Raw genomic sequence first — 16,051 nt, forward strand, 5'->3', positions numbered from 1 at the left:
CCAACCTCCCACGACCGGGGGGTACGCGAAGGCTGGAACCAATAAAATATTGGCACTGACATTCATCGACACACTATTGAGTTCTCAAAGAACACGCGCACAAACATCCACCCGCAACATGTCGTCGGGGTTTCAGCAAGGCAACTGTTCCAACCTAGCGCAGAGAACCAACGGAAGCAAATCCGTAGTTCTGGCTACTTGGCTGTCAGGCGCTCATCGTACTACCTCGTTTCCCCGCCATCTAGTGGCCGGGTCGGTGTCCGTGTCGCTCTGACTCAAACTAAGTTACGCAGCCCCGACGACGAAGTCAAATCGCCTGGTGGACCGGGCGTGCCGTGGGCGGGGCGATCGTCCCGCAACTTGTCAGCCGTCCGCTAGGCCCGCCATTCAGACAAGCATCTCACCGGGAGACATGCCGGTCTCGCGTGGACACCGACCACCGGCCGATATACAGTTTTCCGACAATCAGCAATCGCTGAGCAAATATTGCGCTGGAAAGGGGCCGTGGTGACCGACGATCTCGACTCGGTCGAACGTCGTGCGTGGGGCGCTGTGGTCACCCTCGCGATGCGGGTCCCCAGCGCGCTCGACTCCCGGCTGCAACGCGAGTTCGGGTTGACGCACTTCGAGTACCGGGTGCTGGCTCTGCTCCAGGATGCACCGAACCACCGGATGCGGCTGAGCATGCTCGCCGCGCGCGGGCACGGTTCCATTTCGCGGGTCTCCCACGTGGTTTCCAAGCTCGAGCGGGTGGGGTTCGTCCGACGGGTTGCCGTGACAACGGGTCGAGGGGTCGATGCCGCGCTCACGCCGAGCGGGCTCGCCAAGGTCGTCGAGGCGACGCCGGACTATCTCGTGGCGGTCCGCAGATTGGTGCTCGACGGACTCGACGAAGCACAGAAGGCCGAGCTCGCGGTGCTCGCCGAGAAGCTTTCGCACCACCTGATCGGCATGCTCGGCGACTCCCCTGTCGGTGAGACTTCGGGCTGACACGACAACGCCGCCCGGCAAACTGCCGGGCGGCGTCGGGTATCGACGTCAGACGGTGCGCGGGTGCCAGGTCGCGATCGCCCAGATCACGACCACGTCCAGCACGATGATGATGATCGACCACCACGGGTAGTACGGCAGCCACAGGAAGTTCGCCACGATGGACAGCGCGGCGATCAGCATGGCCGCCACCCGGCCCCACGTCTGGCCCGCCATCAGGCCGATCGCGACGATCACCACGATCGCGCCGAGGACGATGTGCCACCAGCCCCAGCTGGTGAGGTCGAACTGGTAGGCGTACTCGGGCCCGACGACGATCAGATCGTCGTTGGCCACGGCGGAGATTCCCTGGAAGATCTGCAGCACCCCGACAACCGCCAGCAGGATTCCGGCGGCGATGGAGGTGCCCGCCGCGATCCCGTCGCGGAGTTCGTGTTGGTTCTTGTTGGTCATCGCTCGGCCTTCCCGTCGATCAACGGACATGCCACCTCGGCATAGGCCAACGGTAGGAAGCCGAACCCCGGTTCACCTCACCCGTTGTGGGTGAATTCGCGGACCCGGTGCACCGGGCGAAGGGTCTTGCCGAGGTCGGTGCGCAGGGTGAGCAAGGCGTCGAGCAGGTAGTTCTGCCTGACCCGCCACGGATGACGGTCACCCTGCCTGGGGAACGCGGCGATCGAACGCAGGATGTAGCCGGCGTTCAGGTCGAGCAAGGGGTGCTGTTTCAGGTTGCGGCCCGGTTCGGGTACCACGGCGGGGGCGCCGCTGCGATCGAGATGGGTGAGCACCTTGCAGACCAGGCGGGAGGTGAGGTCGGCGCGCAGCGTCCAGGAGGCGTTGGTGTAGCCGACGCAGATCGCGAAGTTCGGCAGCCCGGTGAGCATCGCGCCCTGCCAGACGAATTGATCGGCCAGGTCGACCTGTTTGCCGTCGACCGAGGGGGCGATCCCGCCGAAGGCGAGCAACCGCAGACCGGTGGCGGTGACGATGATGTCGGCGGGCAGCGTCTGGCCCGAGACCAGGCGGACGCCCTCGGGGACGAAGCTGTCGATGTGGTCGGTGACCACCGAGGCCTTGCCCTTCTTCAGCGCTTTGAAGAAGTCGGCGTCGGGGGCCGCGCACAGGCGCTGGTCCCACGGGTCGTAGTCGGGGGTGAAGTGCCGGGCGACGAGCTTTTCGTCTTTGAGGATTCGCGTGGCCAGGCCGGTGAGGAGTTTGCGCGCGGCGGCGGGGCGGCGGCGGCAGTACTGATAGAAACCGATGTTGAACAGGATGTTCTTGGTGCGGATCACGCGGTGCGCCAGGCCGGCGGGCAGCAGCCCGCGGATCTTGTCGGCCTGTTTGTCGCGGCCGGGGACCGGGCTGATCCAGGTGGGACTGCGCTGCAGCATGGTGACGTGCGCGGCCTCGGCGGCCAGGTTGGGGACGAGGGTGACGGCGGTGGCGCCGCTGCCGATCACCACCACCCGCTTGTCGCGCACGTCGAGATCGGCGGGCCAGAACTGCGGGTGCACGATCGTGCCCGCGAACTCGGCGCGGCCGGGGAACTGCGGGTCGTGCGGCTGCTGATAGTCGTAATAGCCGGCGCAGGCGTAGAGGAAAGAGCAGGTCAGCGTGCTGAGCTCGGGTCCGTCGGGACCCTCGTGCGCGATGGTCAGCTGCCAGCGGGCCCGCGCCGACGACCAGTCGGCACCGATCACCCGTGACCCGAAACGGATGTGACGGTCGATGCCGTTCTCCACGGCCGTCTCGCGGATGTAGTCGAGGATCGAGGCGCCGTCGGCGATGGACCGCGCGGCCCGCCACGGCTTGAACGGGTAACCGAGGGTGAACATGTCCGAATCGGACCGGATTCCGGGGTAGCGGAACAGGTCCCAGGTACCACCGAGATCGGCGCGGGCCTCGAGAACGGCGTAGCTGCGGTGCGGATGCTCGGTCTGCAGCCGGTAGGCGGCCCCGATGCCGGACAGTCCGGCGCCGACGATGACGACGTCGAGGTGTTCGGGGCTTACGGCGGTGTCGGTCATGGGCACCAGTGTGCCTGCTCACGGGCGGTGGGAGAAGACGCTGATTTCGCCTATCGTCGGTGCGGTGTCGATCTTTCGACGTGCGGGATGGTTGCTCGTCGGCGCACTCGTCACCGTGCTCGCTGCCGCTGTCGCCGGGCTACCGGTGTTCGTGTACCCGCAGGTGGATCCGCTGCGACCGGCCGACGTGATCGTGGTCCTCGGCGGAACGCCCTACGAACGATTCGACGTGGGCATCGAATTGGCCGAGCGCGGGTACGCGCCCGAGGTGCTGATCTCGCAGTCCACCGGAGCCGACGATCCGCTGATGGACAAATACTGCGGGGGCCGATTCGCCTTCCGCGTGGCCTGTTTCGTACCCGACCCCTGGACCACCGACGGCGAGGCACGCGAAATAGTCAGGCGTGCAACGATTTACGGCTGGCGACACATCATCGTCGTCACGTTCACGCCGCATGTTTCGCGGGCGCGCTACATCGTCGGCCGGTGTTTCGAGGGCGAGATCACCATGGTCGCCAGCCCGACGCAGACGGGGCTCGGGTTCTGGAGCTGGATGTATGTGCGCCAATCCGCCGGGTACGTCCGGGCTTTCGTGAACCAGCACTGCGAACAGGACGCCTGAGGGTCAGCGGGTCGGCCCGAGATCGAGGCGCCGGGTGACACGGTCGACGACGTCGGCGGGCATGCCCGGGTCACGGCGGGCGGCCAGCGCCTCACGCCGGCCCGCCTCGACCACGGCCGCGCGGACCGCGCCGAATTGGGCGACCGATTTGCGTTCCTTGTCCATGGCGGCCTTGGCGTCGGCGTCGGCGGCCTCCGGGTCGGCTTTGGCGGAGAGGCGGCGCAGCCTGGCCTTGATGTCCTCGTAGACGTCGTCGGGTAGGTCGTCGCGGGCGGCGATCATCTTCAGCTCGGCCAGTTCGGCGCCGACCACGCGCTCCCAGAGTTGCCGTTCGAGGGCCCGCTCCTGACGGGTGTCGGCGTGCACGCCGGTCAGACGGACGACCAGTGGCAGGGTCGGGCCCTGCACGAGCAGGGTGAACAGGACGACCGAGAACGCGACGAACAGGATCTCCGAGCGGGCGGGGAACTCGGCGCCGGAGTCGATGGTGAACGGAACCGCGAGGGCGAGCGCGACCGTCGCGACCCCCCGCATCCCCGCCCACCAGGTGACGATCACCTCCTGCCAGGTGAACGCGTCGTCCACATCGCGCCAGCGGTGGGTCACCGTCCACATGCCCATCAGCCAGACCAACCGCAACAGCACGACCACGGCGATCACCGCGACGCTCACCCCGGCCAACGTGCGCCAGTTGTGACCGGAGGTCTCGATGACCACCCGCAGTTCCAGCCCGATCAGCGCGAACGCGAAACCGGTGATGAGCATTTCGACGACGTCCCAGCACGAATCGGCGATCAGCCGGTAGTCGCGGTCGCCGATCTCGGTCACCGCGTCGGTGAGGTACAACGCGCACACCAGCACCGCGAGAACCGCCGAACCTTCGAAATGTTCGGCGATGCCGTACGCGGCGAACGGCAGCAGCAGGCTCAGTGCCACCTGGGAGGTGGCGTCGTTCAGATAGCGGGTGAGTTTGCTCCCGAGCCAGCCGAGCAGCAGACCGACCAGCGCACCGGCGATCGCGGCGAGTGCGAAATCGCCGAGGGCGTGCAATGGCGAGAACAAACCGGTGACGACCGCCTGGATACCGACCGTGTAGATGACGATCGCCGTGACGTCGTTGAACAGGCCCTCGCCGCCGAGGGTGACGATCAGGCGCCGGGGCAACCCGAGCCGGCCCGCCATCGACATGGCCGCGACCGGGTCGGGCGGGGCGACCAGCGCGCCGAGCACCACCCCCGCCGCCACCGCGACCGCCGGATTCCAGGCGTGGAAGACGACCGCGACAGCGAGGGCGGTGACGATGACGAGTCCGACCGCGCGCAGGGCGATGACCTGCCACTGTTCGGCGAACTGACGCCAGGACGTGCGCCGGGCGGCGGCGTAGAGCAGGGGTGGCAGGACCAGCGGGAGGATGAGGTCGGGCGGGATGTTCAGGCTCGGCACCGCCGGGATCAGGGCGAGCAGGCAGCCGAACACCGTCATCAGGATCGAGGGTGCGAGTCCGAAGCGATCGCCGAGCGCTTCGGCCAGCACAGCGGCGAGCAGGATCACCAGAATCAGCACCAACTGGTCCATAACTGACCAGTGTCGGGGACCGCGGGCCGCGGACGCGGCAGACCCGCCGCCGCTCGCGCAGGTCAGCCGAGAGTCGCCGCTGCCGGTGGAAGCAGGATCGGGGGCAGGGGGAACGGCAGCTGGATGGCCGGTGGTGGGGGTGGTGGTGGCGGAGGTGCGGGCTCCGGGACCGGGATTGGCTCGGGCGCCGGGACCGGCTCAGGAGGCGGAGGTGGGTCGTAGACCGGCGGCTCGTAAGCCGGGGGCGGCGGCTCGTAGGGAGCCTCGACCGGGGGTGGCGGCGGTGGGAGTTCCACCGGGACCGGTTCCGGTGGTGGGGGCGGCGGCAGGGCGGGGGTCGTGGGGGCCGGAGTGTCCGGGGCGCCTGCGGTGCAGCGCCAGTTGCCGTCGTCGTCGACCTGCCAGCGGGCGACGATGCCGCCCGCCGAGCAATTGCCGCCCACGCGCCTGGCAGGCCACGGCGGGTTCGGGTCCGTGTCGCTGACCTGCTGACCGTCGACTGACAGACCGTTCGACCCCATCGGATCGACCTCGGAGTTGTCGTCGTCGCCCTGATTCGCGCGCAGCACCAAACCGACGGCGACCACCAGGGCGAGCAGTGCGGCGAGCACCGCCGCTATCGCGATCGTCCGGGTACTGCTGGCGGGCTCCTCGTCGGGGCCCTCGCTGCTGCCTGCCATCGCACCGCCTTCGCCGCGGACTTGGACTCCCTCGTTCAGGGAGGCTACCGCAGAGTTGCTCGAAGACCGACCGCGTTCGGACCACTGTCACTGTGCAGGGACGATACCTACACACAGCGGTTGCCGAAAATTTACTTGATCGCGACCCTTACCTTCACCGAATCGGCGTCGGTGTTGTGCAGTGCCTGGGAGACGAGCGCGCTGAGATCCAGCTGCGGGCCGGTGGCGGTGACCGCCTCGGTGAGGGGACGCAGCGCGGGCAGCAGGGCCGACAGCTCGGGACCGATCTCGTTCAGCTTCGCGACCAACTCGTTCAGGACGGGGACGAGCCCGCCCTCGCGCAGGTACATCTCGGGGTCGCCCTCGGTGGCGCGGCCGACCGATTCGACGAACTCGTCGATCACCTGGCTCAGGCGGACGAACGCGGGCGCCGCGGCGGAGGTGGCCGGACCTGCCCAGGCGATGTCACCGGAGACGTATTCGAAGTTGTTCTGCAGTTCGGCGATGGCGGGTGCGCGGCTCATGATGGCCGCCGCGAGCAGGTCGCCGGCGCGGGCGAGTTCGGGGATCACTTTCTCGGTGCCGGTCATGGCGGTACCGAGCGTGCCGACCAGCGAGTCGACCACGGTCGGGTCGAGTTGTTCGACGGTCTTGGTGACCAGGCGCGCCACCTCGGGAATCGACATCGGGGTTCGCACGTTCTCCCCCGCCAGCCGCTGCCCGTCGGTCAGGTACGGCCCGTCGGTGCTCGGCGGCACGAACTGCACGTACGGCTCGCCGAGGGAGGACAGGTGCTCGATGGTGACGATGCTGCTCATCGGCACCTTGTGGTCGGCACCGACGCGGAAACCCACGCGCACTCCCCCGCGCGCGTCGGTGTCGACGGCGGTGACCTCGCCGATCTCGATGCCGGTCAGCAGGATCGGCGATCCGACGCTGAGGCCACCCGAGTCGGCGACCTCGAGGGAGGCCTCGGTGTAGTCGGCCAGCGGGTCGACCCGCACCACCCCGAAGGTCAGATAGGTCGCGCCGAGCACGGTGATGGCGGCGATGCCGCTGAGCGAGGCGAGTGCTCCGATCTTCATCGCACCATTCCGATCATCCGCAGGGCGGTCACGATCTGGTCCAGCTGCTCCTGTTCGGAGACCTGCACTCCGGTGACGTTCACCTTCGGGCCGCGCTCGGCGAAGGGAATGATCTTGTCGCGCAACAGGTCGGTGAGCAGTGCCATATTGGTCGGGTTCCGCAGGTCGGGCGAGGCGCCGATCAGCAGCGGCAGGAAGGCGGTCGCGGCCGCGTCACCCGAATTCGCCAGCGGCGCGAGCCAAGCCATGGAGTGCGCGAGCGGGCCGAGGGCGTTGAAGATGACCATCGTCTTGGCGATGGAGTCCTGGGTGCCCGACAGTGCGCGCACCGCCTCGGGAGTGAGGATGTTGGTGAGTTCGCCTTCGATGTTGTGCATGATCTCGGCGTTGGCGGCGAGCCCGTTGACGAGCAGGTCCACCTGGTCGAGGTTGGCGGCCAGGTCGGCGGCGTCGGCACCCATCACCGCCGAGATGCGGGCGGTCTCGCGCGGGTCCTGCGGCATCACCGAGTTCACCCGGGCGATCATGTCCTGCAGCTGACCGATCGCGCCGCCCTGCACGAACAGCGCCATGGTCGCCATCGTGTCTTCCAGCTGCACAGGGGGTTTGGTTCGCTCGATGGGGATGGTTCCGCCGTCGCGCAGCAGCTGACCGAAGCCGTCCTTGGGCGTGGTCAGGGCGACGTGGATATCGCCGAGAATGGTGTCCTGGCGCAGTTCGGCGATGGTCGACGCGGGCAGCGAGACCGACTCGAGGATGTCGGCCTCGACGACGACGTAACCACCGCGACCGGCGGGCGCGTCGGCGGGCTGGACCACCCGCACGTCGGTGACGGTGCCGATCTCGGCGCCGTTGGCGATCACCTTCGACTTCGACGGCAGGTTCAGCGCGCTGGCGAACTCGATGTGGACGCGGTAGGTGTCACCGCTGACCGACGAACCGGGCACCGGCACGTCGGCGGGATCGAAACCGCAACCGCCGACCGCTAGGCCGGCGGCCACGACCAGCGCGATCATGGTGCGCCGCATACTCTTTCGCGACCTGATCATCGGGCACCTGCCATTCCGAGCACTACTTGCACGAGGTTCACATCGGTCAATCCCTGTGCGGGATCGGGGCATTGCCCCGGCAGCGCCGCGTTGAGGGCGGCGCACACCTGGTCGGCTTCGCCCGTGGGCAAGGCGACCTTCGGCGGGGCGTAGGTGATGGCGGTGCCGCCCGCGGCGGACTGGAACGCCGAGGTCAGGGCCGGCAGCTTGAGCACCACATCGCGCAGCGATCCGACGTTGGCGCGCAACATCTTCACCAGCGGGACAGCGCCGTCGAGGGTGCCGATGAGCGGATCGCCGAGGATGGTGGTGAGGTCGTTGAGCATCGGCAGCAGTTCGCCGAGCCCGTCGAACAGCGACGTGGCCGGGCCGAGCAGGTCGTCGGAGGCCATGTTCAGCAGCGGCGCGAGCCGGGTGAGCATGGACTGCAGGTCGCCCCAGTTCGCGGCGACACGATTGGACACCGATGCGAAGGCGTCGAAAAGGCCTGCGAGATGGCCGATGTCGGCATCCGGCTTGTTCATCGCCGAACCGAGTTTGGTGATGAGCTCGTTGACCGTCGGGCCGGTGCCCTGCGTGGCGCGATCCAGGGCGCCGAGGCCGTCGACCAGCGCGGTCGGCTGACCCGAGGTGGTGCCCGAGAGCTGCTCGGACAGGCTCGCCAGGGCGGTGAGCGTTTCGGTGATGCTCTTGGGCGTCAACGTTTTGGTGATGCAGCCACCCTCGAACTTGCGGGTGTCCTTGCCGCTGGACAGCACGGCCAGATTGCGATCCGCCGCCACCGAATACGCGACCGTGGTCGCCGAAGCATCTGCGTAGACCGGATATTCGGCGTCGACCTCGAAATCGACGCGCACCTTCGGACCTTCGTTGCGGACCGAGGTCACCTCACCGACGGAGATACCGCGCATGGTGATGTGGTTGCCCGGGTACAGGCCGACCGCGTCGGGCATGAGCGCGCAGTAGGATTCGGTCTTCTTCAGCGGATCGAAGGCGATGAAGTAGCCGCCGGTGACGAGCGCGACGAGCACCGCGACACCGGCGATCGACATGAACGCCTGGGACCCGAGGAGCTTTTTCAGCATCAGCACGCCTTCCCCGGCAGCGGCACGCACACCCGCGCGTCCGACTGGTCGACGACCACGCCGGCCTCGGGCGTCACCAGCTGCGACAACTTGGTCTGCAATTCGTGCACTGTTCCGATCACCGGCTCGAACCGGCCGGTGAGTTCCTGGAGCCGGGGTAGTGCGTCGGCCAGCGCCTGTGCCTGCGGTTTCAGGGTCGACTCCCAGCCCGGGGCCAGGGTGGCGAGACGGTTGACGACCGACACGAGCAGCCGGACCGCCTCGGCCGCCTCGGCCTGCTTGCTCAGCAGCACGTCCTCGAGCAGGTTGACGTTGTTCATCAGCCTGCCGAGATCGGACTTGGCGCCGTCGTACATGGAGATGTACTCGTCGAGGATCGCGATGGACTTCGACACCTGCGAGCGCTGGCGATCGAGCATGTCGACGTACTTGCCGACCGTGTCCAAGGTGGTGCGCAGCGCCTCCGGCGAGTTCTGCAACGCGGTGTTGGCGGCGGCCAGATTCTGGCGAACCGTCGCGCCGTCGACGGCGGCCAACGGAGCGGTGGCGTCCTGGAAGGTCTCGATCAGGCTGTAGGGCAAGCGGATTCGGTCAGCGGGAATCGGCTCATCGCCCAGCGGCTCCGAACCGGCGGGGTACAGCGCGACGTAGTGGCCGCCGACGACGGTGAGCATGCGGACGTCGAGGGAGGTCTGGTCACCGACGAACACGTCGTTGTTCACGGTGAACCGCATGATCACTTTGTCGGGCTTCAGCTCGAGGTCGGTGACGCTGCCGACCGAGATACCGGCCAGGCGCACGTCGTCGCCCTCGCGCACCGACTGGGCTTCGGTGAGTTCGGCGGTGTAGGTGTGTTTGCCGAGCGGCACCACATACACCACGCCCGCGGCGATGATGAACAGCACCACGGCGGTCAGGCCGATGATGCCCATCCGCAGCTCACGGGCGCGTTTGCCCGCTTCGTCGAGGATCGGGCGATCACCGGAGAAGAATTTCAGCGGTTGCATACGGTGACCTTCTGTCCGGCGATCAGCACCTGCAGCGGCGCGGGCACCTCGGCGGCGCCGTTGCTGCAGTGCGGTGTGAAGTCGGTGAAACCACGCGAGAGCGAGGAGTCGACCGTGGCCAGCAGACCGGGCAGGCGGCCGAAAACCTCCACGGCCTCCTGCGGATTCGGGAACAGGGCGCGGATCATCGCGTCGACATCGGCGCCGCCGCCCTCGACCAGGCCGAGCGAGGCGAGCAGCCGGTCGACCGGCGCGAGCACCGAGGGCGCGCTCATCGCGAAGTCGGCGACACCGCCGATATTGCGCTGCATCGCCTCGAAGATGTCGGTGAGCCGGGCCAGCAGCGGCAACAGGTGACCGACCCGGCCGCCGTGCCGGTCGGCCAGATCCGACAGATTGCGGATGAGCGTGGAGATCACCTGCTGGCGGTTCTCGGCGTAGGAGGCCAGTTCGTCGATGGCGGTGAGCGCGGGGCCGAGGCCACTGCCGTCGCCCTCGATCACGGCGAGCATGCTCGCGGTGAACTGGTTGATCGCCTCGGGCGACAACGTCGCGAGCACCGGCTTCAGACCGCTGAACAGGCTGGTCACATCGAAGGACGGCACGGTCATGTGCGCGCCGATGCGGGCGCCCGCGGCGATGCGGGTGCCGGGGTTGGGCGCCTGCTGCAGGTCGACATAGCGCTGGCCGGTGAGGTTCTGGTAGCGGATGGCCAGCTTGGAGTTGTCGTAGATCGGCGTATCGGTCTTGACCGTCAGGCGCACCTTGGCCTTGTCGCCCTCGAGCGAGATCTTCTCGACCTTGCCCACCTGCACACCGAACATGCGCACGTCGTTGCCGACCTTGAGGCCGTTGGCATCGGTGAACAGCACGTCGTGCGCGTTGGTGTCACCGGAGACAGGACGTTTGATGAGCGTGAAGACCAGACCGAGCACGGCGACCATCACCAGCGTGAACACGCCGAGGCGCAGTGCGACACCGCGAATCTTCATCACGCACCGCCCTTTCCGAACAGCGGGACCGCGATCGCGGGCACACCGCTGAGCTCGACATCGAGGTTGAGCACGGGCCCGTCCGGGCCGTCGGGCATCGCGCCGCGCAGGTTCTGCAGCAGCGCGGTGAGTTCGGCGCCGGTGTGGCGCGAATTCGGCGACATCTGCGCCAGCGCGAGCAGCATCGGCGCGAGCATGTCGGTCGACTCGGCGAGGTGGCCGCCCGCGGTGCTCAAGGTGGTGGTCAGGGCGGGCAGCAGGCTGCCGCCGATCACGCCGACACCGATGTCGTAGCGATCCTTGTCGGTCTGGGTCACCTTGATCTCGCTGAGCTGGTCGATCACCTGCATGGTCGCGCCGGCGAACTGGCCGCCGCCGTCGAAGGCGGGGCCGAGCTTGCCGAACAGTTCCGAGGGCGCCACGTCCTGGTTGTCGGCGATGGTCTTGGCCACCGTGATGAGCGCCTGGACCAGCGGGGTGAAGGCCTTGAAGTCGGCGGCGAGCTGGGAGATCACCGTCGCCATCTGCGGGCTCGTCACGGTCATGCCGACCTGCGAGAGGCTGCGCAGGATCGCGCTCATGGTCGCGTCGTAGACCCGGGCGTTGTTCGGGCCGGTCAGGTCGAGCACCGCACCTGCCCGCAGCGGTGAGCCGCCGGGGCCGCGCCGCAGTTCGATCTCGGCGATGCCGAACAGGTTGGTCGGCGCGTAGTCGATGGCGAGGCTGTCGTCGATGCCGTGCAGGCGGTTCTCGTCGAGCAGCAGCGCGATCTGCTGGGTGCCGCGCTCGCCGGGGGTCACCTCGGCGACCTCGCCGACAGTCACACCGTCGACGCGGACCTGACTGCCGGATTCGATGCCGTCACCGAGGTGCTCGGTGCGCAGCGCGATCCGCAGCCCCTCCTCGGAGCGAACGTTGGAGTACGTGACGTAACCGAGCGCGACCACCGCGATCACCGCGAGGATGACGGCACCGGTCAGGCGCGAGGTGCGCCGATTCGCCGCGACGCCGGGCATTCCGTAATTCGGCACTAGCTCACCCCGTAAAACTGATCGCCGAGTTGAAGCCCCACAGCATGATCGACAGCACCATGTCGATGGCGACGATGGCCACCGAGCTGGCCCGCACCGCGCGACCCGAGGCGATGCCGACGCCCTCGGGTCCGCCGGTGGCGAAGAACCCGAAGTAGCTGTGCACCAGGATCACGACCGTGCCGAACACGGCGACCTTGATGACCGCCGCGATCATGTCGAAGCCGGAGATGAACTGGAAGAAGTAGTGGTCGTACACGCCCGCCGACTGCCCGTAGACCATGGTGAGCAGGCCGCGGCAGGCGCCGTAGGACAGGATCAGCGCGATCAGGAAGGTCGGCACGATCGCGATGGCGCCGGCGATCACGCGGGTGGTGACCACGAACGGCACCGAGCGCAGGCCGAGCGCCTCGATCGCGTCGATCTCCTCGGAGATGCGCATCGAGCCGATCTCGGCGGTGATCCGGCAGCCCGCCTGGGCGGCGAAGCCGATGGCGGCCGCGATGGGGGCCAGCTCACGGGTGGTGGCGTAGGCGGAGATGACGCCGGTGACCGGGCCCATGCCGAGCATGTCGAGGGAGGCGAAGGACTCGACGCCGACGGAGGCGCCCATCACCAGGCCGAGCACGATCATCATCGGCACGGTGCCGCCGCCGACGATGATCGAGCCGCGACCCCAGGTCATATCGGTGACCGCGCGCAGCGTCTCGTCGCGGTAGCGGCGCAGCGTCAGCGGCACCGAGGACAGCACCTGCCAGACGAACACGGCGACGAAGCCGAGCGATTCGCCCGCGCCGACGATCCGTTTGCCCAGGCGCGCGGGTGTGCGCAGCCAGTGCAGCGAGGTGGGGAGATAGGAGGAGGCAGCCATCACGCCAACTTCGTCGGCAGGAACATGGCGCTGATCTGGGTGGCCAGCAGGTTCACGATCGCGATCGAGACCACCGAGAGCACCACCGCCGCGTTAACCGCGTCGGCAACGCCCCGCGGCCCGCCCTTGGCCTCGAGGCCGCGCTGGCACGAGATGACCACGACGAGGAACCCGAAGATCAGGGCCTTGAGCAGCGACACCCACACATCGCCCGCGGTCGCGAAGGATCCGAAGGTGGACCAGTAGCTACCGGGCGTCACGCCCTGACCGCCGACGGCCACCGCGTACCCGGCGAGCACGCCGACGAAGATGATGAGCACGTTGAGCATCGGGGCGACGATCAGCATCGCCATCATGCGCGGGATCACCAGCCGGTGCACCGGGCTGATACCCATGGTGTTGAGCGCGTCGATCTCCTCGCGGATGGTCCTGGCGCCCAGGTCGGCCGCGATGGCCGCCGCGCCCGCGCCGCCGAGCAGGAAGCCGGTCGCGATGGGGGCTCCCTGCTTGATGACGCCGAGGCCGCCAGTCGCGCCGAGCATGGAGTCGGCGCCGAGGCTGTGGATGAGGTTGCCCACCTGGACCGAGACGATCACGCCGAACGGGATCGCCATGAGCACGGCCGGAATAGCGGTGACGGTGATGAGGCGCCAGGCCTGTACGAGGGTCTCCCGCCATTGGAACTGACGGCGGGCCACATCGGCGACGGTGCCGGTGACCGACTCCTGCGCGAGGTCGACCGCACGCCCGAAGGTCCGCAGCGACGACACCACCGTGGCGGTGAAGTTCTCGCGGACGATCTGGGTAGCGGAATCCGTCTTCGCGGAATGCAGATCGGTCGACATCAGAAATGCCTCCGGCCCGCTTGCGAAGCGCGGGGCAGGGTGAAATTCATACCGCACTCTCTGGCTTCGGCGTCGGTGCCAACTCCAGCAAGCTAACCGGTACTCTGCGTCACAACAAAATTTCGGGTGGGTGACCCTCGTCGCTTTTCCACTGTTTCGATGACAGGATCACGCGGGTTGTGATCCGCGACACCGCACCTACGGGCTTGCGGCGAGGAACACGAAAGCCGCGAACAACGCCAGATGCACACCGCCCTGCAGCAAGGTGGCCCGACCTGGCACAACGGTCAGCGTGCCGACCACGAAGGTCAGCGCGAGCAGCACCATCTGAGTCGCGCCGAGGCCGAGGACCAGCGGTCCGCTCAGCCAGATCGTGGCGATCGCGATCACCGGAATCGTGAGCCCGATGCTGGCCATCGCCGAACCCAGCGCCAGGTTCAGACCGATCTGCACTTGGTTGCGGCGCGCGGAGTTGACCGCGGCCAGCGTCTCGGGCAGCAACACCAGCATCGCGATCACCACACCGACAGCGGCCTGCGGCAGCCCCGCCGAGGCGATGCCCGACTCCAGGGCGGGCGAGACCACCTTCGCCAGGCCGACGACACAGACCAGGGCGAGCACGAGCATGCCCAGGCTGATCAGGGCGATCCGGTTCGACGGCAGCTCCGCGTGCATCCCCTCGTCCTCGTCGATCGCGCCGCTCGCCTCCACCGGGAGGAAATCGTCAGGGTGACGCACGGTCTGCACCATCACGAACAGCCCGTAGAGCGCCAGCGAGGCGACCGCGGCGAAGGCGAGCTGCGCGGGTGAGAACTCCGGGCCCGGCTTGCTCGTGGTGAAGGTCGGCAGCACCAGGCTCAGCGTGGCCAAGGTGGCCACGGTCGCCAGGGCCGCGCCGGTGCCCTCGGGATTGAACACCGCTATCCGGCGCCGCAGCGCACCGACCAGCAGCACGAGACCGAAGATGCCGTTGCAGGTGATCATCACCGCCGCGAAGACCGTGTCGCGTGCCAGCGACGCCGCCTTGTCACCACCGGAGATCATCATGGTGACGATCAGGGCCACCTCGATCACGGTGACCGCCACCGCGAGGATCAGCGCACCGTACGGTTCGCCGACCCGATGGGCCACCACCTCGGCGTGATAAACCGCCGAGAGCACCGCCCCGACCAGCACGGCACTGACCACCGCCACCACCACACCCGGTATGTCACGCCCCCACGTGACGGCGAGTACGAGCGCGGCGAGAATCGGTACGAAGAGGGTCCATCTGGTCGTCAATGCGGCGATCATGATCTCCATCGTTCCAGGTGTGTGGCACCAGCGACCGGATGCGCGGCCGCGAACATGCGCCGATGGATTCACAGTCGCGCTGCGATGGGGAACAATTCAGCGCGTGCGGACCCAGTTCACCCTCGAGCTCTTGGCGCTGTCCAACGAGCTCACCCACATGTCGCGGCTGGCCCATGACGCGACCGAGCGGATCACCGAGGCCCTGGCGGGCGCCGATTTGGCGGCCACCTACGAGGTTTTCGCGCTCGACGAGCGGCTACAGCAGATGTTCGCCGCCTGCGAGTCACGCACCATGGCACTACTCGCCCTGCAGGCGCCCGTCGCCCGCGACCTGCGCCACGTGGTCACCGCCATCCAGGTGGCCGGTGAACTCTCGCGCATCGGGCGGCGCACGGAAGCCGCGGGACAGTACGTGTATCGCGCGCACCCCGACGCCGTCGCACCGGCCCCCGTGATCCAGGCGCTGGTGGCGATGGGCGGGCTGGCCGCCGAATGTGTTGCCCGGGTCAGTGATTCGGTCGCCACGGGCCGATTCGTCGAGGACGACGGTTCCGACGCGGCCGCCATGGAGGACCTGTTCAAACAGCTGAACTCCGTACTCACCGCAGCCGAAGCCGGTATCGATACCGCGGCCGCCATCGATCTGGCCCTGCTGGGCAGTCAGTTCCAGCGTTGCGTGGATCACGCCGCCCGCATCGCCCGGCTGATCCGCTTCCTGGACACCGGAATTCCCACCGAATCCGGTTCGCTACCCGACTGATCGGGTACGTGATAGGCGAACGCTATTGAGCTGCAATCCGTTTGCCCTGGCCTGTGCCGAATGTCATAGGCGACAATGACCGACGGACCGGTATTCGCCCCGTAGGTTGTGCCGGTTCGCAGTTCGACGAAGGCACAGG

16 protein-coding genes are annotated in these 16,051 nt (G+C 67.8%); 3 read left to right on the forward strand and 13 right to left on the reverse strand.

Going from position 1 to position 16,051, the window contains the following annotated elements:
- The first annotated feature begins 507 nt into the window (after positions 1-507).
- On the forward strand, positions 508-990 hold the full coding sequence (locus AB0I19_RS28700) for a MarR family transcriptional regulator (protein ID WP_357153108.1): 483 nt from the start codon (positions 508-510) through the stop codon (positions 988-990).
- Positions 991-1,038: 48 nt separating this feature from the next.
- On the opposite strand, the gene AB0I19_RS28705 is transcribed toward AB0I19_RS28700, so the two are convergent.
- Together AB0I19_RS28705 and AB0I19_RS28710 are read right to left on the reverse strand one after the other, a co-directional pair.
- Complete coding sequence (locus AB0I19_RS28705; RefSeq protein WP_357153109.1) at positions 1,039-1,443, reverse strand: hypothetical protein; 405 nt, start codon at positions 1,441-1,443, stop codon at positions 1,039-1,041.
- Positions 1,444-1,520: 77 nt separating this feature from the next.
- Positions 1,521-3,017 (reverse strand): NAD(P)/FAD-dependent oxidoreductase, encoded by a 1,497-nt coding sequence (locus AB0I19_RS28710; RefSeq protein WP_357153111.1) that lies wholly within the window; start codon positions 3,015-3,017, stop codon positions 1,521-1,523.
- Between the two features lie 64 nt (positions 3,018-3,081).
- Between AB0I19_RS28710 and AB0I19_RS28715 the strand changes: the two genes are divergently transcribed.
- Entirely contained in the window at positions 3,082-3,639 is a 558-nt protein-coding gene (locus AB0I19_RS28715) for a YdcF family protein (RefSeq protein ID WP_084457591.1), read from the forward strand.
- A gap of 3 nt (positions 3,640-3,642) precedes the next feature.
- Here AB0I19_RS28715 and AB0I19_RS28720 read toward each other — a convergent pair whose 3' ends face one another.
- The 11 genes from AB0I19_RS28720 to AB0I19_RS28770 all read right to left on the reverse strand — a co-directional run bounded on the left by AB0I19_RS28720 (position 3,643) and on the right by AB0I19_RS28770 (position 15,152).
- On the reverse strand, positions 3,643-5,214 hold the full coding sequence (locus AB0I19_RS28720) for a Na+/H+ antiporter (RefSeq protein WP_357153114.1): 1,572 nt from the start codon (positions 5,212-5,214) through the stop codon (positions 3,643-3,645).
- Positions 5,215-5,276: 62 nt separating this feature from the next.
- A complete protein-coding gene (locus AB0I19_RS28725; RefSeq protein WP_357153117.1) occupies positions 5,277-5,894 on the reverse strand; it encodes a hypothetical protein in 618 nt (205 codons plus the stop codon).
- Between the two features lie 131 nt (positions 5,895-6,025).
- Positions 6,026-6,979: an MlaD family protein gene (locus AB0I19_RS28730; RefSeq protein WP_357153120.1), complete on the reverse strand. Its 954-nt coding sequence runs from the start codon at positions 6,977-6,979 to the stop codon at positions 6,026-6,028.
- A complete protein-coding gene (locus AB0I19_RS28735; protein ID WP_357153122.1) occupies positions 6,976-8,028 on the reverse strand; it encodes an MlaD family protein in 1,053 nt (350 codons plus the stop codon). Before AB0I19_RS28735 ends, AB0I19_RS28730 begins: the two co-directional genes overlap by 4 nt.
- A complete protein-coding gene (locus AB0I19_RS28740; RefSeq protein ID WP_357153125.1) occupies positions 8,025-9,113 on the reverse strand; it encodes an MlaD family protein in 1,089 nt (362 codons plus the stop codon). The genes AB0I19_RS28735 and AB0I19_RS28740 overlap by 4 nt, the downstream gene beginning before the upstream one ends.
- Positions 9,113-10,120, reverse strand: a complete 1,008-nt coding sequence (locus AB0I19_RS28745; protein WP_357153128.1) for an MlaD family protein — start codon at positions 10,118-10,120, stop codon at positions 9,113-9,115. The genes AB0I19_RS28740 and AB0I19_RS28745 overlap by 1 nt, the downstream gene beginning before the upstream one ends.
- Positions 10,108-11,112, reverse strand: coding sequence for an MlaD family protein (locus AB0I19_RS28750; protein ID WP_067644918.1), 1,005 nt, complete (start codon positions 11,110-11,112; stop codon positions 10,108-10,110). Before AB0I19_RS28750 ends, AB0I19_RS28745 begins: the two co-directional genes overlap by 13 nt.
- Positions 11,112-12,143: an MlaD family protein gene (locus tag AB0I19_RS28755; RefSeq protein ID WP_357153130.1), complete on the reverse strand. Its 1,032-nt coding sequence runs from the start codon at positions 12,141-12,143 to the stop codon at positions 11,112-11,114. Before AB0I19_RS28755 ends, AB0I19_RS28750 begins: the two co-directional genes overlap by 1 nt.
- A gap of 4 nt (positions 12,144-12,147) precedes the next feature.
- Positions 12,148-13,014 carry an ABC transporter permease gene (locus tag AB0I19_RS28760; RefSeq protein WP_357153133.1) on the reverse strand — a complete coding sequence of 289 codons (867 nt, stop codon included), beginning with the start codon at positions 13,012-13,014 and terminating at the stop codon, positions 12,148-12,150.
- Entirely contained in the window at positions 13,014-13,859 is an 846-nt protein-coding gene (locus tag AB0I19_RS28765) for an ABC transporter permease (protein ID WP_067498343.1), read from the reverse strand. The genes AB0I19_RS28760 and AB0I19_RS28765 overlap by 1 nt, the downstream gene beginning before the upstream one ends.
- Before the next feature lie 198 nt (positions 13,860-14,057).
- Positions 14,058-15,152, reverse strand: coding sequence for an ionic transporter y4hA (locus AB0I19_RS28770; RefSeq protein ID WP_208115428.1), 1,095 nt, complete (start codon positions 15,150-15,152; stop codon positions 14,058-14,060).
- 103 nt (positions 15,153-15,255) lie between these two features.
- On the opposite strand from AB0I19_RS28770, the gene AB0I19_RS28775 reads away from it, so the two are divergent.
- Entirely contained in the window at positions 15,256-15,912 is a 657-nt protein-coding gene (locus tag AB0I19_RS28775; RefSeq protein ID WP_357153137.1) for a PhoU domain-containing protein, read from the forward strand.
- The last annotated feature ends 139 nt before the right edge of the window (positions 15,913-16,051 follow it).

Source organism: Nocardia sp. NPDC050413 (genome assembly GCF_040655475.1).
Taxonomy (GTDB): Bacteria; Actinomycetota; Actinomycetes; order Mycobacteriales; family Mycobacteriaceae; genus Nocardia; species Nocardia coubleae.